The sequence below is a fragment of the Streptomyces morookaense genome (assembly GCF_013030945.1).
In the GTDB taxonomy this organism is placed as follows: domain Bacteria; phylum Actinomycetota; class Actinomycetes; order Streptomycetales; family Streptomycetaceae; genus Streptomyces; species Streptomyces morookaensis.
In genome coordinates, this window is record NZ_JABBXF010000051.1 from 1 (window position 1) to 24,294 (window position 24,294).

Consider the following 24,294-nt stretch of genomic DNA (forward strand, 5'->3'; position numbering starts at 1 on the left):
GTTCGGAATTTCGTTTCCGGCCCCCTGTTGAATCGGGGTGTGCCTTCCGGCTTTCGCTTTCCGGCTTTGCCGACTTTATCAGATTCGTTCCGGCCGATCACATCGGCCTTTTCGCTTCCGACAGGGAGTCGAGGATGCTTCGTATGTGAAGGAACTTCACTGACCGAAGCCGGTGAGATACCAACCGTTGCCCGCGAGCTGTCCCGCTCGCCGCAACCGTTTGAATCTACCTCCCCACCCAGACCGTGTCAACAGTCTTGGCGAGGTGAAAAGGACACTAGCAGGACACCCGGCGTTCATGCACATCGGCCGTCACCGTCCGGCGCACGTCCCCGGGCTACGCGAAGGACGAGGGCGGGGTCTCCAGGTCCTCGAGCTCGATGCCGGGGGCCGCCAGCACCACGTCGCCGGCGATGTGGATCGTGTGCCGCTCCCCCGTGTCCAGGGCGCTGACCTCGTACTCGTCCACTTCCAGGGGGCCGTTGTCAGTGGCGTGTGCTGTCCTTCCCCTCAGCGCCCACGTCTGGTCGACGGTGAGGGGGGCGAGGACGGGGGACGTGAAGGCGACCAAGCGGATCCGGGTGGCGCCTGTGCCGAGGGAAAGGCGGAGGAGGCGGGAGACGGCCACGTAGAAGGCGGGGGATGTGCCGGTGAAGGCGTGTGCGCGGACGTTGCCCTCGGAGGCGTGTTCGCCGGTCGCGTCCGTGCGGACCCAGGTGACGCCCTCGAGCGCGCCGCCGCGTACCTGCCAGTCCCCGGCCTGGAGCTGGAGACGGATGGGGCGGCCGAGGTCGTCGATGGCCAGGTCCACCGAGCCGGCCGGGTCGCCCGAGGGGGTGGTGATCTGTGAGACGTAGCGCCAGCCGGAGGGGCCGGTGGCGCAGTGGAAGTGCTCTTCACCGAGGGGGGTGTGGTCGTGCGGGTCGTGCAGGGAGTAGCGGCCGCGAGGCATGGTGGGGTCCTTGACGGAAAGCGGACAGGCCCCCGCCCAGGGGGCGGAGGCCTGTTCTATCAGCTCTGCCGGGTCCGGCGGCTGATGGTGCTGTCAGTAGCGGTAGTGGTCCGGCTTGTACGGGCCCTCGACCGGGACGCCGATGTAGGAGGCCTGCTCCGGGCGCAGCACGGTGAGCTTGGCGCCCAGTGCGTCGAGGTGGAGGCGGGCGACCTTCTCGTCCAGGTGCTTGGGCAGGACGTAGACGTCGGTCGGGTAGGACTCGGGCTTGGTGAAGAGCTCGATCTGGGCGATCGTCTGGTTCGCGAAGGAGTTGGACATCACGAACGAGGGGTGGCCGGTGGCGTTGCCCAGGTTCAGCAGGCGGCCCTCGGAGAGGACGATGATCGCCTTGCCGTCGGGGAAGGTCCAGGTGTGGACCTGGGGCTTGACCTCGTCCTTGACGATGCCGGGCACGGCGGCGAGGCCGGCCATGTCGATCTCGTTGTCGAAGTGGCCGATGTTGCCCACGATGGCCTGGTGCTTCATCCGGGCCATGTCGCCGGCCATGATGATGTCCTTGTTGCCGGTCGTGGTGATGAAGATGTCGGCGGTCTCCACCACGTCGTCCAGCGTGGCGACCTGGTAGCCGTCCATCGCGGCCTGCAGGGCGCAGATCGGGTCGATCTCGGTGACGATCACGCGGGCGCCCTGGCCGCGCAGCGACTCGGCGCAGCCCTTGCCCACGTCGCCGTAGCCGCAGACGACCGCGACCTTGCCGCCGATGAGGACGTCGGTGGCGCGGTTGATGCCGTCGACCAGGGAGTGGCGGCAGCCGTACTTGTTGTCGAACTTCGACTTGGTGACGGCGTCGTTGACGTTGATCGCCGGGAAGAGGAGCGTGCCCGCCTGGTGCATCTCGTACAGGCGGTGGACGCCGGTGGTGGTCTCCTCCGTGACGCCGCGGATCTCCGAGGCCAGCTGCGTCCACTTCTGGGGGGACTCGGCCAGGGTGCGGTTGAGGAGCTCGAGGATGACGCGGTGCTCCTCGTTCTCCGCGGTGTCCACCGAGGGGGCCTTGCCGGCCTTCTCGTACTCCACGCCCTTGTGGACCAGGAGCGTGGCGTCGCCGCCGTCGTCCAGGATCATGTTCGGGCCGCCGGTCGGGGTACCGGGCCAGGTCAGCGCCTGCTCCGTGCACCACCAGTACTCCTCGAGCGTCTCGCCCTTCCAGGCGAAGACGGGGACGCCCTGCGGGTTCTCGGGGGTGCCCTGCGGGCCCACCGCGATCGCGGCAGCGGCGTGGTCCTGGGTGGAGAAGATGTTGCACGACGCCCAGCGGACCTGGGCGCCCAGCGCCACCAGGGTCTCGATCAGCACGGCCGTCTGCACCGTCATGTGCAGCGAGCCGGTGACCCGGGCGCCCTTGAGGGGCTGTGCCGCCGCGTACTCCTTGCGGATCGCCATCAGACCGGGCATCTCGTGCTCGGCGAGGGTGATTTCCTTGCGGCCGAAAGCTGCCAGGGACAGGTCCGCGACCTTGAAGTCCTGGCCATGGGAGGTGGTGGTCATTCGGGCTGCTCCTCCTGAAAGGTCGAGCGAGGGTGGGTACCTGTGGCTGTGCACGCGGCCGGGCTGGATGTGTGCGGACACACTGATCCACACTGATCGAATCGCCCTTGACCGCAGCGCAGTCCGTCGGAGGCCCTCTCTCCCTCGGCCGGTCCGTCGTGCGGGCCGCCCGACCGCCATCAGCAGCGACGTCTGGCTCTGCCCCGAATCTACACCGGGTGCGGCGGAGAACCCCAGCCCCTTCTCGGCCCCGATCGGGCCGCCCGGAACGGCGATCCGGCGGACCGTCAGGTTCCGCCCGGGGCAATGAGCTTGGTCTCTCTCGCTTTGCTCCGCCCCTCCGGTGTTGCAGGATGCCGTCAACGCGAGTTGTGAGGAGATCCATGTGACCAGTCCAGCCGGTCCTCCCCCCGCCGCGGGGTCGAGCGGGCGACGGCTCAAGCTGCTCGCGGTGACCGCCTGCCCCACCGGTATCGCCCATACGTATATGGCCGCGGAGAAGCTGGTGCAGGCCGCGCAGGCGCTCGGCCATGAGATCAAGGTGGAGACGCAGGGGTCGATCGGCGCGGAGAACGTCCTGACCGACAACGATGTCAGGGAGGCCGACGGCGTCATCATCGCCGCCGACAAGGACGTCGACCGCAGCCGGTTCGCCGGCAAGAGGGTGCTGGTGGTCGGCGTCGCGGAGGGAATCCACCATCCCGAGCAGTTGATCGAGCAAGTGCAGTCGGCACCGGTCCACGAGGGCGACGGCGGCGGGATCCTGGCCGGAGCCGCGGGCGGCGGTGCGGGGAAGGGCCGCGGGGTCATGTACAAGGCGCTGATGAACGGCGTCTCGTACATGATTCCGTTCGTCGTCGTCGGCGGTCTGCTGATCGCGGTGTCCCTCGCCCTGGGCGGGCACCCGAACGCGAGCGGCGGGCTGGTGATTCCGGACGGCTCGTTCTGGAAGCACGTCAACGACATCGGTGTCATCGGTTTCACGCTGATGGTGCCGATCCTGTCCGGCTACATCGCCTATGCGATCGCCGACCGGCCGGCGCTGGTGCCCGGCATGATCGGGGGCTGGATCGCCAACACCGGTGCGCTGTACGGCTCGAAGTCGGGTGCGGGCTTCATCGGTGCGATCGTCACGGGCTTCCTGGCCGGCTGTCTGGTGCTGTGGATCAAGAAGGTCAGGGTCCCGCGGTTCGTCCGGCCGATCATGCCGATCATCGTGATCCCGGTCGTGGCGACGTCCGCCCTCGGCCTGTTCTTCATCTATGTGGTGGGCCGGCCCATCGCCTGGGTCTTCGAGCATCTCACCGACTGGCTGGGCAGCCTGACCGGGGCGAGTGCGGCGCTGCTCGGCGTGCTCCTGGGGTTGATGATCGCCTTCGACATGGGCGGGCCCGTCAACAAGACGGCGTTCCTGTTCGGCGCGGGGCTGGTCTCCAAGAACCCCGAGATCATGGGCATGTGCGCGGCCGCCATCCCGGTGCCGCCTCTCGGGCAGGGGCTGGCGACGCTGCTGCGGCGGCGGATGTTCGACGAGCAGGAGCGGGAGACCGGGCTGGCCGCGCTGTTCATGGGATTCTTCGGCATCACGGAGGGGGCGATTCCGTTCGCTGCGGCCCGGCCTGCGCGGGTGATCCCGGCGAACATGCTGGGCGGCGCCGTGGCGGGCGCGGTCGCGGGCCTCGCGGCGGTGGAGGACAGCGTGCCGCACGGCGGGCCGATCGTGGCGGTGCTGGGCGCGGTGAGCGGGGTGCCGATGTTCTTCGTCGCCGTGGTCATCGGCGCGGTGGTCACGGCGTTGGCGACGGTCACGCTGATGTCGCTCGGCGGCACGCCCGTTGCCGTCGGCGGTCCCGCTGCTGCCGCGCCTCCTGTGGCCGTGCCGCCCGCGGCCCGGGCCGAGGTGCTGTCGGGGTACCTCACCGAGCGGACGGTGAGCCTCGGCCTGGCAGCGGAGGGCAAGGAGGCGGCCATCCGGGAGATGGCCGAACTCCTCGCCGGCACGGGCAGGGTGACGGATGTGGACGCGTTGACGGCGGCCGCGCTGGCGCGGGAGGAGCTCGGTACGACCGGGCTCGGCGAGGAGATCGCGATCCCGCACGCGAAGACCGGTGCGGTGTCGGCTCCGGTCGTCGCCTTCGCCCGGTCCGGCGCGGGCATCGAGTGGGGGGCGCTCGACGGGACACGGGCGCGGCTGATCTTCATGATCGCGGTGCCGGAGGCGGCCGCAGGGGACGAACACCTGCGGATTCTGGCGCTGCTGGCGCGGAAGCTGCTGGACACGGGGTTCCGTGAGCGTCTGCTGGCAGCGGCGGGCACGGACGAGGTGATGGGGATCCTGGAGGAGATCCGCTGAGGCCGGCGGGCGCTGCGCTCAGCGTCTGATGTCCGGCTCCAGGTAGATCACCCGGGCGATCGGCACGGCCTCGCGGATGCGGGCTTCCGCCTCATCGATGGCGCGGGCCACCTGGGCCGCCGTGTCGTCGTGGCGGACCGCGATCTTGGCGGCCACCAGGAGCTCCTCGGGGCCGAGGTGGAGGGTGCGCATGTGGATGACGGACGTGACGGTGTTCCCGTCCACCGCCGCCGCGCGGATCCTGGCCACCTGGTCAGGGCCCGCGGCCTCGCCCAGCAGCAGGGACTTGGTCTCGGCCGCCAGCACGAGGGCGATCACGACCAGCAGGGCGCCGATGCACAGCGTGCCGATGCCGTCCCACACCCCGTCCCCGGTGAGGAGCGTCAGACCGACGCCCCCCAGCGCGAGGACGAGGCCGATCAGGGCGCCGAAGTCCTCCAGCAGCACCACCGGGAGCTCGGGCGCCTTGGCCGTGCGGACGAAGGAGCTCCAGGACTGCTTGCCCCGCAGCTCGTTCGCCTCCTTGACGGCCGTGCGGAACGAGAAGCCCTCCGCGACGATGGCGAAGAGGAGCACGCCCACCGGCCAGTACCAGTGCTCCAGTTCGTGCGGGCTCCTGATCTTCTCGTAGCCCTCGTAGAGCGCGAAGACGCCGCCGATGGTGAACAGGACGATGCTGACGAGGAATCCGTAGACGTAGCGTTCGCGGCCGTAGCCGAAGGGGTGTTCCTCGGTCGCCTGCTTCCGGGCCTTCTTGCCGCCGAGCAGCAGCAGGGCCTGGTTGCCGGAGTCCGCGACGGAGTGGACGCCTTCGGCGAGCATCGACGACGAGCCGCTGAAGGCGAAGGCGATGAACTTGCCTGCCGCGATGGCCAGGTTGGCGCCGAGCGCGGCGACGATGGCCTTCGTACCGCCCGTTGCGCTCATGCGGCGCCGCCGTCGGTGGTGGCCCGGAAGACCGTTGCCTCGCCGAGGAGCACGACGTCTTCGCCGGCGGGGACGAAGGCGGACATGCCCGGATCCAGGGGCAGTTCGCGGCCCTCCATGTTGCGGAGGACGACCGTGCCGGACGTGCACAGCAGGATCTGCGCGGCGCCGGACGGCAGTGCGGTGCCCGCGCCGTCGTCGCCCGCACAGGGGGCCAGGACGTAGCGCGAGAGCCGGAACTCGTGGACCGGGGTGTCGTAGACCTCCTCCCCCTCGGCGTCGGCCTCGGGCCGCAGCACCTCGGGGTCGGACGCCTCGAAGCGGACGACGCGCAGGAGTTCGGGGACGTCGATGTGCTTGGGGGTCAGGCCGCAGCGCAGGACGTTGTCGGAGTTGGCCATGATCTCGATGCCGAGGCCCTCGAGGTAGGCGTGCGGGACTCCGGCGCCGAGGTAGAGGGCCTCGCCGGGGAGCAGGCGTACGTGGTTGAGAAGCATGGCCGCGATGACGCCCGGGTCGCCGGGGTGGTGGTGGGCGAGGGAGGCGTAGGCGACGTACGCCTCGCGGTACGGGCCGTCGACGGCGCCGAGCCGCTCCGCCGCGGCGGCGGTCTTCGTCACCGTCCGGGCCATGGCCTCGGGTTCGGCGCCGAGGACGGCGGCGAGGACCTCGCGCAGGGCGGCCTCCTCGGGCTGCGCCCGCAGGATGTCGGCGTACGGGACGAGGGAGTCGACGCCGAGTGCGCCGAGCAGGCCGGCCGTCGCCTCGGGGGCGCGGAAGCCGCAGAAACCCTCGAACGGGGTGAGGGCGCAGATGAGTTCGGGCTTGTGGTTGGCGTCCTTGTAGTTGCGGTGGGGGGCGTCGAGGGGAATGCCGCGGGCCTCCTCCTCCGCGTAGCCCGCTGCGGCCTGTGCCAGGTCGGGGTGGACCTGGAGGGAGAGCGGCGAGGCCGCGGCGAGGATCTTCAGCAGGAACGGCAGCCGGGGGCCGAAGCGTGCGACGGGTCCGGCGCCCAGCTCGCCCTCGGGGTCGGCGGCGATCACCTCGGACAGGGCTCGGGGCCCCTGTCCCCGGTCGATGCGGGAGGGCGCGCCGTGGTGGGCGCCCATCCACAGCTCCGCCTGGGGCTCGCCGGTGGGGTCGACGCCGAGCAGCCCGGGGATCGCGGTGGTGGAGCCCCAGGCGTAGGGGCGCACGGTGTTGGCGAGAAGGTCCATGGGGGCTCTGTTCCTGACTGTCCTGGGTGGGCTGTCGGGGGACGACCGGGGTGGCGGGCGGGCGCGCGGCCGGTTACGACGTGGAGGCGAGCGCCAGGTAGACGGCGGCGAAGTCCGTGATGGAGAGCAGCTCCGCGGCGGTCTCCAGGGCGCTGCTGCCCTCGGTGGCCTCCAGCTCGCTGACGGGGGTGTCGCGGTGGAGGGCGAGCTCGCGGGCGGCGGGGGCGGGCGAGGTGACGTCGGGCTCCCGCTCGCGGAGCAGGACGACGCGGGCGTGCAGGGCGGCCTCCTGCTCCTCGACCCGGTCGCGGAAGAAGTCTTCCGGATCGGCCCCGGCGGCAAAGGCCCCGGAGAGCAGGGCGCCGTGGGCGGTGAGCGCCTCGGGGAGCTCGGCGGCGAGGGCGGGGCGGCCGGCGAGCGCGGCGAGGACGGTCGCGAAGCGGCGGCCGGCCGCGGCGGCGAGCTCGCCCTCGCTCCAGATGAGCGGGAGGGTGTCGGCGACCTCGGCCGCCAGAGTCTTGGCCGGGTTGCTGTACGTGGCGATGGCGGGGCCGCAGCGCTCGGCGACCTGGTCGAGGTGGTCGGCGAGCGCCTCCAGGGTCTCGGGCGGCGCGCTGAACAGGCCGAGGCGGTCGGCGAGGGCGAGCAGCGGGGTGAGCAGCGACCAGAGGGTGCCGGGGCCGGTGGGCAGCACGGCCCGGGTGCCTTCGTAGGCGTCGCCGCCGCGCGCCGCGGCGGCCTCGTACGGCGTGGCGGTGAGCGGCACGGCCAGGCCGCGGACCTGGGCGGTGGCCTCGGCGAGCGGGGAGCCCGCGGGGCTGACGGAGACGACGGTGCAGCCGCGCCGGTAGGCCTGCTCCAGCAGCACGGCGAGGCCCGGCTCCGTGCCGTCCGGGCTGGCGACGAGGAGCAGGTCGAGCGGTCCCGTCCAGCCGGGGAGGGTCCAGCGCAGGGCGCCGGGGGCGGGGGCCACGCCCGCCGGGCGGATCAGGGCGACGGGGCAGCTGCCGTCGGCGAGTGCCGAGAGCAGCTCCGCCGTGGAGCCGGCGGCCGGCCCGGGGCCGGCGACCAGGACGGCGCGCGGCCGGCCGTCCGGCTGCAGGGAGCCGATGCCGGCTTCCGTGGCGTTGCGCACGGCCGTGCGGACCCGGGCGCCGGATTCGGCGGCGCCGCGGAGCAGCCCGTGCAGATCGGCGCGGGAGAGGCCGTCGGGGTCATCGAGGAGTGACTCGTCGAACACCGTTGCTCAGCCTCCGATCGCCGAGGGGATACGCGTGCCTGGCTGCCTGCGGCAGCGGCGGGGTCAGGCGGGGCGGCGTGCCTCGTCCACGAGCAGGACGGGGATGCCGTCGCGGACGGGGTAGGCCAGGGCACAGCTCTGGCTCTCGCACACCAGCTCGGGGGTCTCCCCGGCCGCGTTCTCCTCGCGGAGGGGGGCATGGCACGCCGGGCAGGCGAGGATCTCCAGGAGACCGGCTTCGAGCGGCATGGGGATTCCCTTCGGGATGTGCGGTTCTGTGTGGTCAGCCTACCGCCGGGGGCCCGGCGCGCTCACGCCCTGACGATCGCCAGGACCTCGTCCCGCACGCGGGCCACGGTGGCCGCGTCGCGGGCCTCCACGTTGAGGCGGAGGAGGGGCTCGGTGTTGGACGCGCGGAGGTTGAACCACCAGTCGGGCGTGGTGACGGTCAGGCCGTCGAGTTCGTCGAGCTCGGCGCCTTCGGTGCCCTCGTACGCGGCGCGGACCGCTGCAGTGCGGCCGGCCTGGTCGGCGACGGTGCTGTTGATCTCGCCGGAGGCGGCGTAGCGGTCGTACTGCCGGACGAGCTCCGAGAGCGGGCCGGGCTGGCCGCCGAGCGCCGCCAGGACGTGGAGGGCCGCGAGCATGCCGGTGTCGGCGTTCCAGAAGTCGCGGAAGTAGTAGTGGGCGGAGTGCTCGCCGCCGAAGACGGCGCCGTGCGCGGCCATTTCCTGCTTGATGAAGGAGTGGCCGACGCGGGTGCGGACGGCCCTGCCGCCGTGCTCCCCGACGACCTCCGGCACCGACCAGGAGGTGATCAGGTTGTGGATGATCGTGCCGCCGGGGTGCTTGGCCAGCTCGCGGGCGGCGACCAGGGCGGTGATCGCGGAGGGCGGGACGGGCTCGCCGCGCTCGTCGACGACGAAGCAGCGGTCGGCGTCGCCGTCGAAGGCGAGGCCGATGTCGGCGTGCGTCTCCCGGACCTTGGCCTGGAGGTCGACGATGTTCTTCGGGTCGAGGGGGTTGGCCTCGTGGTTCGGGAAGGTGCCGTCGAGCTCGAAGTACATGGGCACCAGGTCGACCGGCAGGCCGTCGAGGACGGTCGGGACGGTGTGGCCGCCCATGCCGTTGCCCGCGTCCACCACGACCTTCAGGGGGCGGATCCGGCCGAGGTCGACGAGGGAGCGCAGGTGCGCCGCGTAGTCCGCGAGGACGTCCCGCTCGGCGACCGTGCCGGGGACGGCCGCGGGCTCGGGGGCGCCGCTCTCCAGCCAGCCCTCCACGAGGGCGCGGATCTCGGCGAGGCCGGTGTCCTGGCCGACCGGGGCAGCGCCTGCGCGGCACATCTTGATGCCGTTGTACTGCGCGGGGTTGTGACTGGCCGTGAACATGGCGCCCGGCAGGCCGAGTTGGCCGCTGGCGAAGTAGAGCTCGTCCGTGGAGCAGAGGCCGATCAGGGTGACGTCCGCGCCCCGCGCCGCCGCGCCGCGCGCGAAGGCCTGCGACAGGCCGGGCGAGGAGGGCCGCATGTCGTGGCCGACGACGATGGCACGGGCATCGGTGACCTGGGCGAAGGCGGCGCCGAACAGCTCGGCGAGCTTCTCGTCCCACTGCTCGGGGACGACGCCGCGTACGTCGTACGCCTTCACGATCTGCGACAGATCAGCCACTGCCGACCCCTCCTTGAGTGCGGTTCGGGACACCGGTGCGTTTCATCGGGACACCAAACCTACCTGCCGCGTGTGACAACGGGCGTACGCGCTGTCAGGAGTCGGGCGAGCGGAGCACCCTGAGGTGACCACGGCGGGCGACCTCCATCGGGTTGGCCTCGCGGCCGGCCGGGCCCATGACGCCGGGTGCGGCGCCCGGTCCGGCGGCGCGCTCCTGCGGACGGGCCGCCTCGCGCACGGCGTTGGCGAGGGCTTCGAGGTCGTCGCTGCTGGGGCGGGCGGGGCCGCTGTCGACCGCGAGGCGTACGACGTCCCAGCCGCGCGGGGCGGTCAGACGCTCGGAGTGCTCGGCGCACAGGTCGTAGCAGTGGGGTTCGGCGTAGGTGGCGAGCGGACCGAGGACGGCGGTCGAATCGGCGTAGACGTACGTCAGCGTCGCGACGGCCGGGCGGCCGCACGCGGTGCGCGAACAGCGACGTACAGGGCTCACGAGGTTGGACGGTACCGCACTCTTGAGCGGGCCGCGACGACTCACCCTCGGCTCACCCCTCCGTGTCGTCCCGGTTCGTCCGGTGGACACCGTTGTCAAAGCGCCTGGTTGACCCGTACACGAGACGAGGAACACGGTGCGGGGCGGAGGGAGAAACCGTCATCACCCGGAACAGATAGTGTCATTCCGCATGCGGCGGGCGACTCAGCACGCGGCCGTAATCGGTCGCAGAAACGGCCGAAACGTTCATCCGGCGACATGCGATGAGATGCGTGGCCACGGCGTGTACACGGGCCTCCGACGGATACTCTCAGGAGTGATGGACAGCCCCGTACCTCCCCCGACCGGCGCCGGCGGGCACCCCGGGCCGACGCCCCCGCGCCCCCGCCACCGCGACCGCCACGGGCGCGGTATGCGCGGGCCGGTCGCCCCGCCCCAGGTTCCGCTGTCGGTCAGCCGGGCCGAGGCGTTCATCGACCTCGTGCACGACTCCGCGGAACGGCTCGAACGCCGGTGGCCGCAGCTGGCCTCGGTGGATTTCGTGGTCCGGGAGGTACCCGTCGGGGGCGACGAGGCCGAGGCCCTCGCCGCGCTGCTCGACGGGGACGCCGTGCCGCTCGGGCGGTATGTCCCCGCCCACGGCGACAGCCCCGACCGGATCGTCGTCTACCGGCGGCCGGTGGAGATCCGCACCAAGACGCGGGACGAGCGGGCGCTGCTCGTCCACGAGGTCGTGGTGGAGCAGGTCGCCGAACTCCTGGGGCTGGCACCCGAGTCGGTGGATCCGCGGTACGGGCAGGACTAGGGCCTGCGCGGCGCGTGGCCTCAACCCCGGTTCAGCAACGACAAATCCGTCTTCGCCTCCGGGACCGCCACCGTCGAGCGGTCGTCCGGGAGGGGCTGGATCGTGAACATCGGGACGCCGTCCTTCGGCAGGGCGAGCATCCGGGACGCGTACACCGGTCCCCCGTCCGTCTTCTCCACCGTCACCGCATAGGAGCCCTTGGCCCCGTCCGGCTGCGGGGGTTCGAAGGCGAGGGTCGTTCCCGCCTTGACCGTGAACGTCTTGGTCACCGGTGCGCCGCCCTCGCTGCCCGCCGAGGACGTGACGCGCACCGTGGCCGCCTTGCCCGGTGCGGTCAGCGACAGGGTGGCCGCCTTGGGGCGGTTGTCCGCCACGGTGCCGCGGCCGTCGATCGCGGAGGTGGCGGGGATGAACGCCGTCTCCTGCTTGTCGTCCTTGCCGCGCGTGACGCGGAGCGCGGCGACGACCGGGGTGCCGCCGCTGCCGCCCGTGAGCATCAGGGAGCCCGCCTCGCCGCGGGTGAGGTCGCCGAGGTCGACGGCGGTCGTCATGCCGCCCTTGAGGTGCAGCGACTCGTGACCGGCCGGGGAGATCGTGCCGTTCGGGCCGACGAAGCGCAGACCGACGTCCGCGTCGTCGGAGCCGGGTGCGTAGGCGACGAGCCGCACGGACGTGGCGTCGGCGGGGATGCCGGGCAGCACCGCGTCCGCCGCCGGGTCGGCGGAGGGCGCCAGCCAGTCGCCGCCGGCCTTCTCGTCGGCGGCCTGCACGGCGGCGCCCAGGCGGCCCGAACGGGCCGCCACGTGGAGGGTCAGGTCGTCCGTGGGCGCATCCGTCAGCGTCGACAGCAGTACCGGCACGGTCGTGTGCGGCGGAACGGTGACGCCTTCGCCCGAAGGCGCCTTGATGCGGCCGTCCTTGCCGTACAGCTCCAGGTCGACGACGGCCGGTGTGGCGTCCGGGTTGGTCAGGTGGACGTAGTCCTGACGCCCCTTGGCGGTGCTCGCGCCCGGGAACCAGAACGACGTGTCGGGCGGTGTGCACGTCAGACCGTGCAGACCGCGTCCGCTGCCCGCGCTGATGGTGGTGGTCTGCTGCGCCGTCCAGCCGGGGGCGAGCGGACCGTCGGCGGCGCCGTAGAGGGCCGGTGCGTCCGAGCGGTCGGTCGTGGCCGTGACCGGTTTGCCGGGCTCCTTGAGGGAGAGGACCGGCTTGCCGTCGTTCTTGCCGCTCTTGCCGCCCGCCGCGGGCAGCAGGTCAGCGGACTTGCCCGTGCCCTTGCCGCCGGCCGGTGTGAACGCGGTGTACGTCGTGTCCCCCACGTCGGACGACGTCGGCGCCGGACACACCAGCGCGGACCGCTGCACGGGCGCCTTCGCGCCCGTGACCGTCCGACCGCTCTTGCCACCCGGCGCGGAAACGTCTGACGGGCCGGTGAGCACGGCGACACCGGTGACGGCGGCGAGTGCCGCCGTGCAGGCGAACAGGGAGAGGGTGGTGCGCTTCACTGCTGCTCGCTCCCGTCACGGTGGGGCTGCTGGTGTCCGTAGCCGTACGGGTCGTAGGCGTCGTACTGGCCGTACGAACCGGCCGCGTAGGGGTCCTGCGGGTACGGGACCTGGCCTTGTGCGTCGTACTGCGGGGACGGGTACGAGGGGTACGCGGGGTCGTGGCCCTGCTCGTACCCGGTGCCGTGACCGGACTGCTGGTACGGCTGGTTCCGGGCGTCCCACTCGCCGTACTCCGTGTACGGCTGCTGGTGCGGCACGGCGGCGTACGGGTCGGCCGGAGCCTGCTCCTCGTACGGGTCCGCCGGAGGTGCCCCGGCCGGCGGGGCCGGCTCCGGGGCGGCCGCAGCGGCGGCCGCGCGCAGGCGGCGGGCCCGGCGGCCCTCTCCCGGCACGGGCTGCTCGGGCACGGCCGCGGCGGCCGGTGCGGCGGCGGCCGGGGCGTCGCTCTCCGGCAGGTCGTCGTCGACCCGGCGCCGGCGGCCGGGGAGGGCGAGGACCACCAGGAGGAGCGCCAGCAGGCCCTGCCCCCACAGCCACGCCGTGTGCGCCACCGGGGTCTCGTACGACAGCGACAGCTTGCCGCCGCCCGCGGGGAGGGTGAAGCCCTGGGCCCAGCCGTCGACCGTGGTGCGCTTGAGCGCCTTGCCGTTCAGCGTGGCCTTCCAGCCGGGCGCGGCCTTGTCGGCGATCCGCAGCACGCGGCCCGCGGAGCCGGCCGGCAGCGTGGCGCGGGCCGTGACGGGCCCGGCCGCGACGGGGACCGGAAGGCCGCCGTCCTGCTGTGCACCACCGACGACCGTCACGCGGGCGACCTGCCGGTCGACCCGCCACAGTGCGGTGTGGCCCTCCTGGCTCAGCCGGGTCAGCCCGGGAGTGGAGTCCAGGACGCGGACCGTGCGGGCGGTCGCGCTGTCGTTGTCGCGAACGAGGACGTAGCCGACCGCGTAGTCGCCGAGGCGGCCTGCCTGGTCCGCGCCGGAGCCGCCGATCAGGTGCGCCACGACGGAGTCGAGCCGCCCGTCGCGGCCCGCGGCCTCGCTCAGCTCGGCGTCGCCCATGCGCGCCCCGGCACCGCGGACGAGCGTGTACGTGACGTGCGCCGTGTCCCCGCCGAGCACCAGGGTGCGGGCCTGGTCGCGGGTGCCCGCCTCCTCGGCGACGAACGCGGGCACCTGCGCCGGGTCGCGGCGCGTCAGCGGCCCGTCCGCGCCGCTGACCGTCCAGGCGACGGCGGCGACGAGCGGTGCGGCCCCTGCGGCGAGCACGATGAGGCCCGCGACCGGCTGCCGCCAGCCGAAGCTCTGCGCCGCCACCCGCTCCCGGGCGCCCTCGGCACCGACGACGGCCGCCGCGATGAGCGCCAGCCCGTAGACCAGGGTGGCCGGACCGGCCCAGGCGGTCCGGTTGCCCAGCACCGCGCACAGCAGACCGGTCAGTGCCACGGCCCACGCCGTGCGGACCGCGAACTGCCGGTCGCTGCGCAGCAGGGCGGCCAGCGCGGCGAGCACCACACCGGTCAGCAGGAACGCACCGGTCTTCGGCCCGCCGGGGTCTCCGGTGAGCAGTCCGAGCGGTGAGGCGGATCCGTGTCCCAGGTCCAGGCCCGCCTGACCGAGGAAGCGCGCCGGATGTGTGAACAGTCCGAGCGACCAGGGGGCCAGTACGGCGACCGGTGTGAGGAGCACGGCGAGCAGCCGCGGCCCCTGCACGGTCAGTTGTCCGGCACCGCCGCGCACACAGCGCAGGACGAGCACGCCGAGGCCGAGCACGACCGCGAGCGGCCAGACGACCGGAGTGAAGGACATGGTGACGGTCAGGAGGAGCGCGTACGTCCAGCAGGCACGCCACGAGGGGCGCGCCCCTGCCGTGCCGAGGCCCGCGGCGGTGACCGCCGCGCGCGCCATGAGCGGCAGGACGACGGCCAGGGCGGCGGTGCCCAGCCTGCCGGTCGCGAGGGCGCCGGTGGCGGCGGGCAGGAAGGCGTAGGCCACGCTCGCCCAGGCGCGCAGCAGCCGGGAGTCGACCAGTGGGCGGGAGGCGAAGTAGGCGGTGAGACCGGCCAGTGGCACCGAGCAGACCAGCAGCAGCGTGAGGGTGAAGCTCGTGGAGCCGAGGAAGAACGTCGACAGGGCGGCCAGGACGGCCAGATAGGGCGGCGCCCCGGCGGTGGTGCCGGTGCCGACCGGATGCCAGCCGTCGGTGTAGCTCGCCCACAGGGCGGACGCGCCGTCCGGTACGGGCAGCAGCGCACCGCCGGAGAGCGCGCCGCCGCCGAACAGTCCGCGGCAGGCGATGGCGGAGACGAGCAGCAGGACGGTGAAGAGGACGGGGGCGGGCTTGCGGGCGATGCGCCGGAGCCGGGCGAACTGCTCGACCTCCAGGAAGTCCGCGTCGTCCCCGCCCGGTCCCGATTCGACGGCCCCGTGACGTCCGGCGGACGAGGTTCCGTCGTCCTTCCCCGCCCCGAAGTCGCTCGCGAGCTGCTCGACGGTGGCGCGGACGGTCGCGCCCGGCGGCGGGAAGAGGGCCCGCAGTTCGCCGGCCGTGACGGACGGCTGCCCGCGCCGCTTGCGCGCGGCGCGGATGCGCCCGGGGCGCAGCAGCGTGGCCATGAGCCCCGCGACCTCGTCGAGCGCCTGCCCGGGGGCCTTGCCCACGAGGTAGCCGAGGGTGCGCAGCAGGGTGCTGAGGACGACCCGGAGCATCACGTACGGCAGCAGCGCGCCGCGGGTGTTGGCGAGGAGCGTGTAGACGGCGCCGGCCTTGTCGACCTTGTGCGGGTCGGCGGGCTTGCGGCCCGCGCAGTCGACCGGGCGGCGCTCGCGGGCGGCCGCCTCCGCGTGCCGCAGGACGGCCTCGGGGGCGACGAGCACGCGGTGCCCGGCGGCGGTGGCGCGCCAGCACAGGTCGACGTCGTCGCGCATGAGCGGCAGGCGCTGGTCGAAGCCGCCCAGCTGCTCCCACACGTCGCGCCGGACGAGCATGCCGGCGGAGGAGACGGCGAGCACCTGGCGGACCTGGTCGTGCTGGCCCTGGTCCTGTTCGCGGCGCTCCAGGCCCGTCCAGCGGCGGCCGCTGCGGGCGATGGAGACGCCGACCTCCAGCAGCTGCCTGCGGTCGTACCAGCTGCGCAGCTTGGGGCCGATGACGGCGGCGGGCCGGCCCGCGGTGATCTCGGCGTCGGCCACGCGCAGGAGTTCGTGCAGTGCGCCGGGCTCGGGGGCGCAGTCGTCGTGCAGCAGCCAGAGCCATTGCACGGGTTCGAGGTCGGCGGTGTACGCGCCGTCCTCATCCTCGCTCCAGGTGCGGCCGACCGGGTCCCAGCCGCTGGACCTGCGCAGGTACGGCAGTTCGTCGGCGGTGGGCGCGGGGGCGGCGCGGACGGCCTCGTCGACGGCCGTGCCGAAGCCGGCGCGGCGGGCGAGGTGCAGGACGCGGTCGTCGCCGAGGGCGTCGGCGAGGAGCCGGGCGGAGTCGTCGGTGCTGCCGGTGTCGGCGGCCACGGCGTTCTGCACGGGCCGTTCCTGGCCGAGCAGTCCGGCGAGGGCGTCGGGCAGCCAGCGGGCGCCGTCGTGGGCGACGAGCACGGCGGTGACCACGTGGCGCGGGAACGCCGGGGGAACCGTGTGGTCGGACAGGGAGCCGGCGGGGAAGCGGGCCGCCGTAGTGCTGTGCACGGACATCGAGGTACAGGCCCTCCGGCCGGGCGTCCCCGGGTCACCCCCGGAGGACTGCGGTGCTGGACTGCTGCGGTGGACGCGGGCGGGTCCGGCGGGCCCGGAAGGGCACGGCCGCCGTCGCCCGGCGCGTCGTCGAGCCACCCACCCTAGTGGCTCGGCGGACAGCAGTCCGCCTCCCGCTTGCGGGGCGCGGGAGGCGGACTGTTCGCTATGGACGGTGTTGCGGTTGCTGGTGCGGGAGTGCTCGGACCGGATGGTCCTTCAGTCCCCTGTGCGGGCCTTGTACAAGACATTGCGTCAGGTCGTGACTCGTGTGCGTCGGTCCTGGACCGGCGACCGTCAGACCGCGGCCTTCTTGAGGCGGCGGCGCTCACGTTCGGACAATCCGCCCCAGATGCCAAAGCGTTCATCATTGGCCAAGGCATATTCAAGGCACTCGGAACGGACTTCACAGGCCAGGCACACTTTTTTCGCCTCGCGCGTGGATCCGCCCTTTTCGGGAAAGAAGGACTCGGGGTCGGTCTGAGCGCACAGTGCGCGCTCCTGCCAGCCGAGCTCCTCGTCCGCCTCCTCGACCAGCAGTTGCTGGAACAGCTCGGTCATGTGCGCCCCTCGTCTGTCATTGCGTCCCCGTGTGCTGCCGCTATCAGGTGCGACAGAACGACACGAGTGAAATTACAAGTGCGGCGATCCGGGGCAGTCAAGCCGGGATCTGCTATTGGGCCCCTTATTCACTCTGCGGAACCAAGGCTGAGCGTAAAGTTGCCAAACCATCACAAGAGTGGACACATCTCCCACTCGTCACAGGGACCCCGTTTCTCCCTTCCGTAAGGGAGGACGCCGAGGGGGCCGATCCCAGTTGCAGCACGGTCCGCGGAGCTCGCCGACGGCCCGGACGGTGCGCCACCTGTCCGACATTACGGCGCCACAAACCCTTTGCCCCTTTCGGACACCGGAAGAGGTGAACCAATAACGTCAAAACAGACATCCAGTTGACAGAGGGGCCGGTGGCCCGGTCTCCTTGGTGGCATGCCAGCGACCTCCCTCCCCCTGGGGAACCTCAGCCTGACCCGTGCCTACGGGTCCCGCTGTGCTGTTCAGGCGCGCTGTCGCTGTTCCAGCTGTTGATGCGTACGCGCTTCCGCCGTCCTCGCTCCAGCTGATCCCTTCCGGTTCTTCCCGGCGCTTCCGCACACCCGCTCGTCGTGCGCCCCGCCGCCCCGGTCTCTTCCTTCCCGTACGAGGAACACCTTTCATGAACAGCGACGTCCAGATCGCCGGCGACCCGCTCGCCGTCCCGCACCTGATGCCCCCGCCCGCCGCCCACCCCGCCACCGTCGCCGAGTTCGCCGGACTGGCCCGTACCCTCGCCGCCGACCGCGCCTCCTGGGCGCACCTCGTGCGCTACGACGCCGTCAGCCGCTGGTACCACCGGCTGCGCACCGGGCCCGGGTACGAGGTCTGGCTGCTCAGCTGGGTGCCCGGCCAGGGCAGCGGGCTGCACGGCCACGGGCGGTCGTCCGGCGTGCTGACCGTCGTGCAGGGGGAGCTCACCGAGGCCGCCACCACCGCCTCCGGTGCCGTGCGGCGCCGGCTGGCCGCCGGGGACCAGCGTGTCTTCGCCCCCGGCTATGCGCACGAGGTCCTCAACGACTCGCTCGAGCCCGCCGTGAGCCTGCACGTCTACTTCCCCGGGCTCACCGAGATGCCGATGCACCGGCCGCAGGCCGCGTGGCCGCAGTGCGCCTCGGGCCACGCGGGCGGCGGCCGCGCCCGGACCGCTCTTCAGGGCGGCTCGTAGCGGCTGACAGACTGCAGGCATGCAGCAGCGCATTGTGGTTCTGGCCGGCGGGATCGGGGGCGCCCGCTTCCTCCGCGGCCTCAAGTCAGCAGCTCCCGACGCCGACATCACCGTCATCGGCAACACCGGCGACGACATCCATCTCTTCGGCCTCAAGGTCTGTCCCGACCTCGACACCGTGATGTACACCCTCGGCGGCGGCATCCACGAGGAGCAGGGGTGGGGCCGGGCCGGCGAGACCTTCGCCGTGAAGGAGGAGCTGGCGGCCTACGGCGTGGGGCCCGAGTGGTTCGGGCTCGGCGACCGCGACTTCGCCACGCACATCGTGCGGACGCAGATGCTCGGCGCCGGATACCCGCTCAGCGCCGTCACCGAGGCGCTGTGCGCGCGGTGGCAGCCGGGCGTCCGGCTGCTGCCGATGAGTGACGACCGGGTGGAGACCCACGTCCTCGTCGACACCGAGGACGGGCGCAAGGCCGTGCACTTCCAGGAGTACTGGGTGCGCATGCGGGCCTCCGTGCCCGCCCACGCGATCGTTCCGGTGGGGGCCGAGCAGGCGAAGCCCGCGCCCGGGGTGCTGGAGGCCCTCGCCGCCGCGGACGTCGTGCTCTTCCCGCCGTCCAACCCCGTCGTCAGCGTCGGCACCATCCTGTCCGTGCCCGGTGTCCGCGAGGCCGTCGCCGACGCCGGGGCGCCCGTCGTCGGCCTCTCCCCCATCGTCGGGGACGCGCCCGTGCGCGGCATGGCCGACAAGGTCCTCGCCGCCGTGGGCGTCGAGTCCACCGCCGCCGCCGTCGCCCGGCACTACGGGTCCGGGCTGCTGGACGGGTGGCTCGTCGACACCGTCGACGCCGGGGCCGTCGCGGATGTCGAGGCCGCCGGGATCCGGTGCCGGGCCGTGCCGCTGATGATGACCGATGTTCCGGCCACCGCCCGGATGGCCTCCGCGGCGCTGGCCCTGGCCGAGGAGGTGCGGGGCTCGTGAATGGTTCCTACGGTGACGTTCCCGGTTTCCGGGTGTGGGCTGTTCCCGGGATTCCCGAGGTGCAGGGGGGCGATGACCTCGGCAAGATCATCGCCTCCGCGGTCCTCGGGGACGGGCTGCCCGGGCTTGCCGACGGCGATGTTCTCGTCGTCACCTCGAAGATCGTCAGCAAGGCAGAGGGGCGGGTCGTCCTCGCCAGCGACCGCGAGGCCGCGATCGACGCCGAGACCGTGCGGGTCGTGGCGCGGCGCGGCACGCTGCGCATCGTCGAGAACCGCCAGGGTTTTGTGATGGCCGCTGCCGGCGTCGACGCCTCCAACACCCCTGCTGGGACCGTCCTGTTGCTGCCCGAGGACCCCGACGCCTCCGCGCGGCGGATCCGGGACGGGCTGCGGGACGCGCTCGGCGTCGAGGTCGGTGTCGTCATCACCGACACGTTCGGGCGGCCCTGGCGCAGCGGGCTGACGGACGTCGCCATCGGGGCCGCCGGGGTGCGGGTCCTGGAGGACCTGCGCGGCGCCGTCGATGCCCACGGGAACGAGCTCGGGGTCACCGTGGTGGCCACCGCCGACGAACTCGCCGCCGCCGGCGACCTGGTCAAGGGCAAGGCCGGGGGGCTGCCGGTGGCCGTGGTGCGGGGATTGCCGCATGTGGTGGGCGGTGAGCACGACGGGTCCGGGGCGCGGGAGCTGGTGCGTGATGCGGCCGGTGACATGTTCCGGCTGGGGACGTCCGAGGCCGTGCGGGAGGCGGTGACGCTGCGCCGCACCGTACGGGAGTTCACGGACGCCCCGGTGGACCCGGGGGCCGTGCGGCGGGCCGTCGCGGCCGCGGTCACGGCGCCGGCGCCGCACCACACGACGCCGTGGCGGTTCGTGCTGCTGGAGTCCGAGGAGTCGCGGGTGCGGCTGCTGGACGCGATGCGGGACGCGTGGATCGCGGACCTGCGGGCGGACGGGCGCTCGGAGGAGGCCGTCGCGAAGCGGGTGCGGCGGGGGGACGTGCTGCGCCGGGCACCGTATCTGGTGGTGCCGTGCCTGGTGATGGACGGGTCGCATCGTTACCCCGATGCGCGGCGCGCTGCCGCGGAGCGGGAGATGTTCGTCGTCGCGGCCGGGGCCGGGGTGCAGAACTTCCTGGTGGCGCTCGCAGGGGAGGGACTCGGGTCGGCCTGGGTTTCGTCGACGATGTTCTGCCGCGACGTGGTGCGGGACGTCCTGGGGCTGCCGGAGGAGTGGGATCCCATGGGGGCCGTGGCCGTGGGGCGGGCGGCCGCTGCGCCTGCGGCGCGGCCCGGGCGGGATGCGGGGGCGTTCGTCGAGGTGCGGTAGTCGGGGGGCGGGAGCGGCTCGGCGACCGCTCCCGCCCGCCCTCAGAGCGGCGCGATGTTGCCGACCGGGAAGCGGGGAGCCCGCCTCGGCGGCACCTGGCCCGTCAGGAGGATCAGGCGGCAGGCCCGGTGGCGCTGGCCCTCGTACGGGGCCAGGAGTTCCAGCATGCCCTCGTCGTCCGTGCCCCTGGCACCCGTGAGGGCATAGCCGATGATCTTCGGCAGGTGCAGGTCGCCCGTCGTCACCGCATCCGCCGCGCCGTTGCTCCGCTGCAGCGTCTCCGCCGTCGTCCACGGGCCGATGCCCGGGATCGCCTGGAGGCGGGCCGATGCCTGCTGATCGTCCATCGCGGCTGCCTCTTCCAGGCGGGGGGCCACGCGGGCTGCTCTGATGATCGTCGACGCGCGTTTGGTGTCCACCCCTGCCTTGTGCCACTCCCAGGACGGGATCAGGGCCCAGCGCTTCGGATCCGGCATGACCCGCAGGCCCGGCATCGGGCCCGGGGCCGGGTCGCCATGGCGCTGGAGGAGCAGGCGCCACGCGCGGTACGCCTCGTCGCTCGTCACCTTCTGCTCCAGGATCGACGGGATCAGCGATTCCAGGACCAGACCCGTACGGGCCAGCCGCAGGCCCGGGTTGCGGCGGTGCGCCTCGTGGAGCAGGCGGTGGCGGGGGACGAACGCTTCCGGGGTGTCCGTCGCGCCCAGGAGGGCGGGGAGGGTGTCCAGGAGCCAGGGTGCTCCCGGGCCCCACGCTTCCGCCTCGATGCCGTTGGCCGTGGCTTTGACGTGGAGCGTTCCCGGTCCGGCAGGGGTGCGGCTCGACCGCCAGACCGAGCCGTCCGGTGCCACCCGGTACGCGGGGTCGCCCGGACCCCTTGCCAGGACGCCCAGTGTGCGTCCCAGGTCGTACGGGCCCGGCGGGGCCCATGTGCGGGTGGCCATTCGGCCAGGGTACGTCGGCCGCTGTGGCTACTGGTCCGACGAGAAGCGGATCGATCCCGGCGGGATCGTCGCGTCGCACCAGATGCGGGCTCCTGCGCGGAGTTCGTTGTCCGCGCCGATGCGCGCGTTGTCGCCGACCACCGCCCCGTCCAGCACGCAGCGGGCCCCTACGACCGCGCCCGCGCCGATGAGCGAGTCCGTGATCTGGGCGCCTGCCTCCACGACCGCGCCGTCCATCACCGTGCTGCCCTCGATGCGCGCCCCGGGCTCCACCCGCGCGCCCTTGCCGATCACCGTGCCGCCCATCAGCTTGGCGTCCTGCGCCACCTCGGCGCCGTCCAGCACCAGGTGCTCCCCGCACCGGCCCGGCACCGCCGGGGACGGGGCGCGGCCCAGGACCAGGTCCGCCGAGCCGCGCACGAAGGCCTGCGGGGTGCCCAGGTCCAGCCAGTAGGTGGAGTCCACCATGCCCTGGAGGTGGGCACCCGAGGAGAGGAGGTTCGGGAACGTCTCGCGTTCGACCGAGACCGGGCGGTCCGCCGGGATCGTGTCGATGACCGAGCGGTTGAAGACGTAGGCCCCGGCGTTGATCTGGTCGGTGACGATCTCCTCGGGCGTCTGCGGCTTTTCGAGGAAGGCCGTGACCCTGCCCGTCCCGTCCGTGGGGACCAGGCCGAACGCCCTGGGGTCCGCCACGCGGGTGAGGTGGAGCGAGACGTCCGCGTTCGCCCTGCGGTGCGTCTCCACCAGGGCCTCGATGTCGAGGCCCGTGAGGATGTCGCCGTTGAAGATCAGGACCGGGTCGCCGGGGGCCGAGTGCAGGCGCGAGGCCACGTTGCGGATCGCCCCGCCGGTGCCCAGCGGTTCCTCCTCGGTGACGTACTCCAGGTGCAGGCCCAGGGCGGAGCCGTCGCCGAAGTACGGCTCGAAGACCTCGGCCAGGTAGGACGTGGCCATCACGATGTGCTCGATCCCGGCCGCGCGGGCCCGCGCGAGCTGGTGGGTGAGGAACGGGACGCCCGCCGCCGGGACCATCGGCTTGGGCGTGTGCACCGTGAGCGGGCGCAGCCGTGTGCCCTTGCCGCCGACCAGGAGGATCGCTTCTCGCGAAGAAGTCAACTGTTGTCTCTGCTTCCTGCTGGGGCCGGGCCGTGAACGGCGGCCAGTGTATGCAGAACCTTCGAGTCCGCTTCGCGCCGGTCAGCGGCCCTGGAGCCGGGCGGCGGTCGAACGGATGGTGCCGAGACGGGAGTACAGCTTGTCACCGGGGCATTCCGTGGCATAACCGTCACGGTGCCCCGAAATCGCCTTGATCTTGACGGTCGTGCCCTTCTTGTAGAGATTGCCACCTCCCGACACCAGGGACACCGACCCCTTGGGGTTGACGCCGAAGAGCCCCAGCTTCCACGCGGCCAGCCTGGCCACGGCGTCCACGGCCGCACCGGGGGCCCCGTTCTTGCTGAACGTGCCGATCACGGCGATGCCCATGCTGTTGGTGTTGAAACCGAGCGTGTGAGCACCCTTGACGGCCTTGGCCACGCCGCCCGCGCGGCCTTCGTAGACCGTGCCGCACTTGTCCACGAGGAAGTTGTAGCCGATGTCCCGCCAGCCGCTGCTCACCACGTGGTAGCGGTAGATACCGCGGATGACGGAGGCGGCCTCCGAGCAGCTGTAGCCGTTGCCCGAGGCGGTGTGGTGGACGAAGGCCGCCTTGACGGTCTTGGTGTACGCGAACTGCCGCTCGCGCATGGACTCGTCGGCCCCCCAGCCGGCCCGGGTGACGATGCGCGGGCGCGGGCCCACGTAGCGCCCCGCGGACTCGGAGTCGTCGGCGTTCTCCTCCGTGCCCCGGTCCGTCTCGGGGGTCAGCGGGAGGCCGATGCCGTCCTGGGAGGGTGCCGTCTCGGGCACGTCCTGGGTCTCCGGGTCCTCCGTGTTCACGTCGGCGGTGATGCGCCCGATGCCGATGTGCGCCGCGGCGACGTCCCGCTGGGAGTCCGGGCGGTCCAGGGCGGGGATCTCGGTGGCGCCGAGGGGGGCCAGGGGGGCGTTGGCCGCGGAGGCGGAGGAGGAGCTCTCGTTGTCGCCGCCGGGGACCGGGCCGGGCGGGGTGACGGCCCGTCGGCCGGGGCGGCCGGCGGGCGCGGGGGCCGGGTCGCGGCCCGGGTCGACGAGTTCCGCGCGCATGCCGCGGGGCAGGCCGCTGCCATGGCCCGCGGGCTGCCGGTCGGCCGAGGGCTCGGGGCGGACCCGTACCTGGACGGCGTCGGAGGCACCGACCCACAGCGGTGCGGTGGAGCCGTGCACCTTGGAGTGGCGGCCCTCGTCCGAGTCGGGGTCGGGGCGGTCGTCGTCGTGCGCCTGGATGTCCTGCCAGCCGGACCACTGGTGGGTGGCCGTCGAGCGGGTACGGACCTGGACCCGGCCGTGCAGCTCGGCGTCCGCGTCGTCCCAGACGATGCCGATCAGCGAGAACGGCCGGACCTCCTGGGCCGGCAGACCCATCCCGGCCGTCCCGGAGGCCGTGCCGTACGCGCGGCGGGCGGTGCCGAGCGGGACCAGCGGGAACGAGCGCGTCGCGCCGGCCGGTGCGGCGGGGGCGGCGGGTGGTCTCCTCTCCGGCCCGGTCGCGCGGTGCGGCGCCGCTCCGGAGGAGACCGGGGCCAGGAGCGGCAGGGCGAGGGCGGCGCAGGCGGTGACGGCGGGGGTGATGAGGATTCCACGCATGAAAGAAACCTGAACACAATGGGACATTCCTGTCCATTTCTCAACTGCTGGTATGTCGGCCCGGAACGGCCCCGGGACACCCCCCGTCCGACTGACCGTCAGCCCCCGCC

At 72.9% G+C, this 24,294-nt stretch carries 19 protein-coding genes; 5 read left to right on the forward strand and 14 right to left on the reverse strand.

Annotated elements, in window-relative coordinates; all coding sequences use genetic code 11:
• Positions 1–337: 337 nt before the first annotated feature.
• Together HG542_RS21955 and ahcY are read right to left on the reverse strand one after the other, a co-directional pair.
• Positions 338–952, reverse strand: a complete 615-nt coding sequence (locus HG542_RS21955; RefSeq protein WP_171084076.1) for a hypothetical protein — start codon at positions 950–952, stop codon at positions 338–340.
• A 93-nt stretch (positions 953–1,045) separates the two neighbouring features.
• Positions 1,046–2,503, reverse strand: a complete 1,458-nt coding sequence (gene ahcY, locus HG542_RS21960; protein ID WP_171084078.1) for an adenosylhomocysteinase — start codon at positions 2,501–2,503, stop codon at positions 1,046–1,048.
• Between the two features lie 385 nt (positions 2,504–2,888).
• Here ahcY and HG542_RS21965 point away from each other — a divergent pair, with 385 nt between their 5' ends.
• Positions 2,889–4,856 (forward strand): fructose-specific PTS transporter subunit EIIC, encoded by a 1,968-nt coding sequence (locus HG542_RS21965; RefSeq protein WP_171084080.1) that lies wholly within the window; start codon positions 2,889–2,891, stop codon positions 4,854–4,856.
• Positions 4,857–4,874: 18 nt separating this feature from the next.
• Here the strand turns inward: HG542_RS21965 and HG542_RS21970 are convergent, their stop codons facing one another.
• The 6 genes from HG542_RS21970 to HG542_RS21995 all read right to left on the reverse strand — a co-directional run bounded on the left by HG542_RS21970 (position 4,875) and on the right by HG542_RS21995 (position 10,445).
• A complete protein-coding gene (locus tag HG542_RS21970; RefSeq protein WP_171084082.1) occupies positions 4,875–5,783 on the reverse strand; it encodes a cation diffusion facilitator family transporter in 909 nt (302 codons plus the stop codon).
• A complete protein-coding gene (gene manA / locus HG542_RS21975) occupies positions 5,780–7,000 on the reverse strand; it encodes a mannose-6-phosphate isomerase, class I (protein ID WP_171084084.1) in 1,221 nt (406 codons plus the stop codon). Before manA ends, HG542_RS21970 begins: the two co-directional genes overlap by 4 nt.
• Before the next feature lie 73 nt (positions 7,001–7,073).
• Positions 7,074–8,240, reverse strand: a complete 1,167-nt coding sequence (locus HG542_RS21980) for an SIS domain-containing protein (protein ID WP_171084087.1) — start codon at positions 8,238–8,240, stop codon at positions 7,074–7,076.
• 63 nt (positions 8,241–8,303) lie between these two features.
• Complete coding sequence (locus HG542_RS21985; RefSeq protein ID WP_171084089.1) at positions 8,304–8,489, reverse strand: Trm112 family protein; 186 nt, start codon at positions 8,487–8,489, stop codon at positions 8,304–8,306.
• Between the two features lie 62 nt (positions 8,490–8,551).
• Entirely contained in the window at positions 8,552–9,910 is a 1,359-nt protein-coding gene (locus HG542_RS21990) for a phosphomannomutase/phosphoglucomutase (RefSeq protein WP_171084091.1), read from the reverse strand.
• A gap of 94 nt (positions 9,911–10,004) precedes the next feature.
• Positions 10,005–10,445, reverse strand: a complete 441-nt coding sequence (locus HG542_RS21995; RefSeq protein ID WP_171084093.1) for a DUF3499 domain-containing protein — start codon at positions 10,443–10,445, stop codon at positions 10,005–10,007.
• A gap of 274 nt (positions 10,446–10,719) precedes the next feature.
• Here HG542_RS21995 and HG542_RS22000 point away from each other — a divergent pair, with 274 nt between their 5' ends.
• Positions 10,720–11,205 carry a metallopeptidase family protein gene (locus HG542_RS22000; RefSeq protein WP_171084095.1) on the forward strand — a complete coding sequence of 162 codons (486 nt, stop codon included), beginning with the start codon at positions 10,720–10,722 and terminating at the stop codon, positions 11,203–11,205.
• A 20-nt stretch (positions 11,206–11,225) separates the two neighbouring features.
• Here the strand turns inward: HG542_RS22000 and HG542_RS22005 are convergent, their stop codons facing one another.
• The 3 genes from HG542_RS22005 to HG542_RS22015 form a co-directional block, all read right to left on the reverse strand.
• Positions 11,226–12,713, reverse strand: coding sequence for a DUF5719 family protein (locus HG542_RS22005; RefSeq protein WP_171084097.1), 1,488 nt, complete (start codon positions 12,711–12,713; stop codon positions 11,226–11,228).
• The gene (locus tag HG542_RS22010; RefSeq protein ID WP_171084099.1) at positions 12,710–16,399 is read right to left on the reverse strand and encodes a glycosyltransferase family 2 protein; all 3,690 of its coding nucleotides are present in this window, start codon (positions 16,397–16,399) and stop codon (positions 12,710–12,712) included. Before HG542_RS22010 ends, HG542_RS22005 begins: the two co-directional genes overlap by 4 nt.
• 336 nt (positions 16,400–16,735) lie before the next feature.
• Positions 16,736–16,999 (reverse strand): WhiB family transcriptional regulator, encoded by a 264-nt coding sequence (locus HG542_RS22015; RefSeq protein ID WP_004952403.1) that lies wholly within the window; start codon positions 16,997–16,999, stop codon positions 16,736–16,738.
• A 652-nt stretch (positions 17,000–17,651) separates the two neighbouring features.
• Between HG542_RS22015 and HG542_RS22020 the strand changes: the two genes are divergently transcribed.
• From HG542_RS22020 to HG542_RS22030, 3 genes are read left to right on the forward strand one after another with little or no spacing between them, the layout of a single operon-like run.
• Positions 17,652–18,197 (forward strand): cysteine dioxygenase, encoded by a 546-nt coding sequence (locus HG542_RS22020; protein WP_171084101.1) that lies wholly within the window; start codon positions 17,652–17,654, stop codon positions 18,195–18,197.
• Positions 18,198–18,216: 19 nt separating this feature from the next.
• Complete coding sequence (gene cofD, locus HG542_RS22025; RefSeq protein WP_171084103.1) at positions 18,217–19,182, forward strand: 2-phospho-L-lactate transferase; 966 nt, start codon at positions 18,217–18,219, stop codon at positions 19,180–19,182.
• Positions 19,179–20,513 (forward strand): coenzyme F420-0:L-glutamate ligase, encoded by a 1,335-nt coding sequence (locus HG542_RS22030; protein ID WP_171084106.1) that lies wholly within the window; start codon positions 19,179–19,181, stop codon positions 20,511–20,513. The genes cofD and HG542_RS22030 overlap by 4 nt, the downstream gene beginning before the upstream one ends.
• A gap of 41 nt (positions 20,514–20,554) precedes the next feature.
• Here HG542_RS22030 and HG542_RS22035 read toward each other — a convergent pair whose 3' ends face one another.
• The 3 genes from HG542_RS22035 to HG542_RS22045 all read right to left on the reverse strand — a co-directional run bounded on the left by HG542_RS22035 (position 20,555) and on the right by HG542_RS22045 (position 24,184).
• Positions 20,555–21,457: a DNA-3-methyladenine glycosylase family protein gene (locus tag HG542_RS22035; RefSeq protein WP_171084109.1), complete on the reverse strand. Its 903-nt coding sequence runs from the start codon at positions 21,455–21,457 to the stop codon at positions 20,555–20,557.
• A 27-nt stretch (positions 21,458–21,484) separates the two neighbouring features.
• The gene (gene manB, locus HG542_RS22040) at positions 21,485–22,576 is read right to left on the reverse strand and encodes a mannose-1-phosphate guanylyltransferase (protein WP_171084111.1); all 1,092 of its coding nucleotides are present in this window, start codon (positions 22,574–22,576) and stop codon (positions 21,485–21,487) included.
• A gap of 81 nt (positions 22,577–22,657) precedes the next feature.
• A complete protein-coding gene (locus HG542_RS22045) occupies positions 22,658–24,184 on the reverse strand; it encodes a peptidoglycan recognition protein family protein (protein ID WP_171084113.1) in 1,527 nt (508 codons plus the stop codon).
• Positions 24,185–24,294 lie beyond the last annotated feature (110 nt).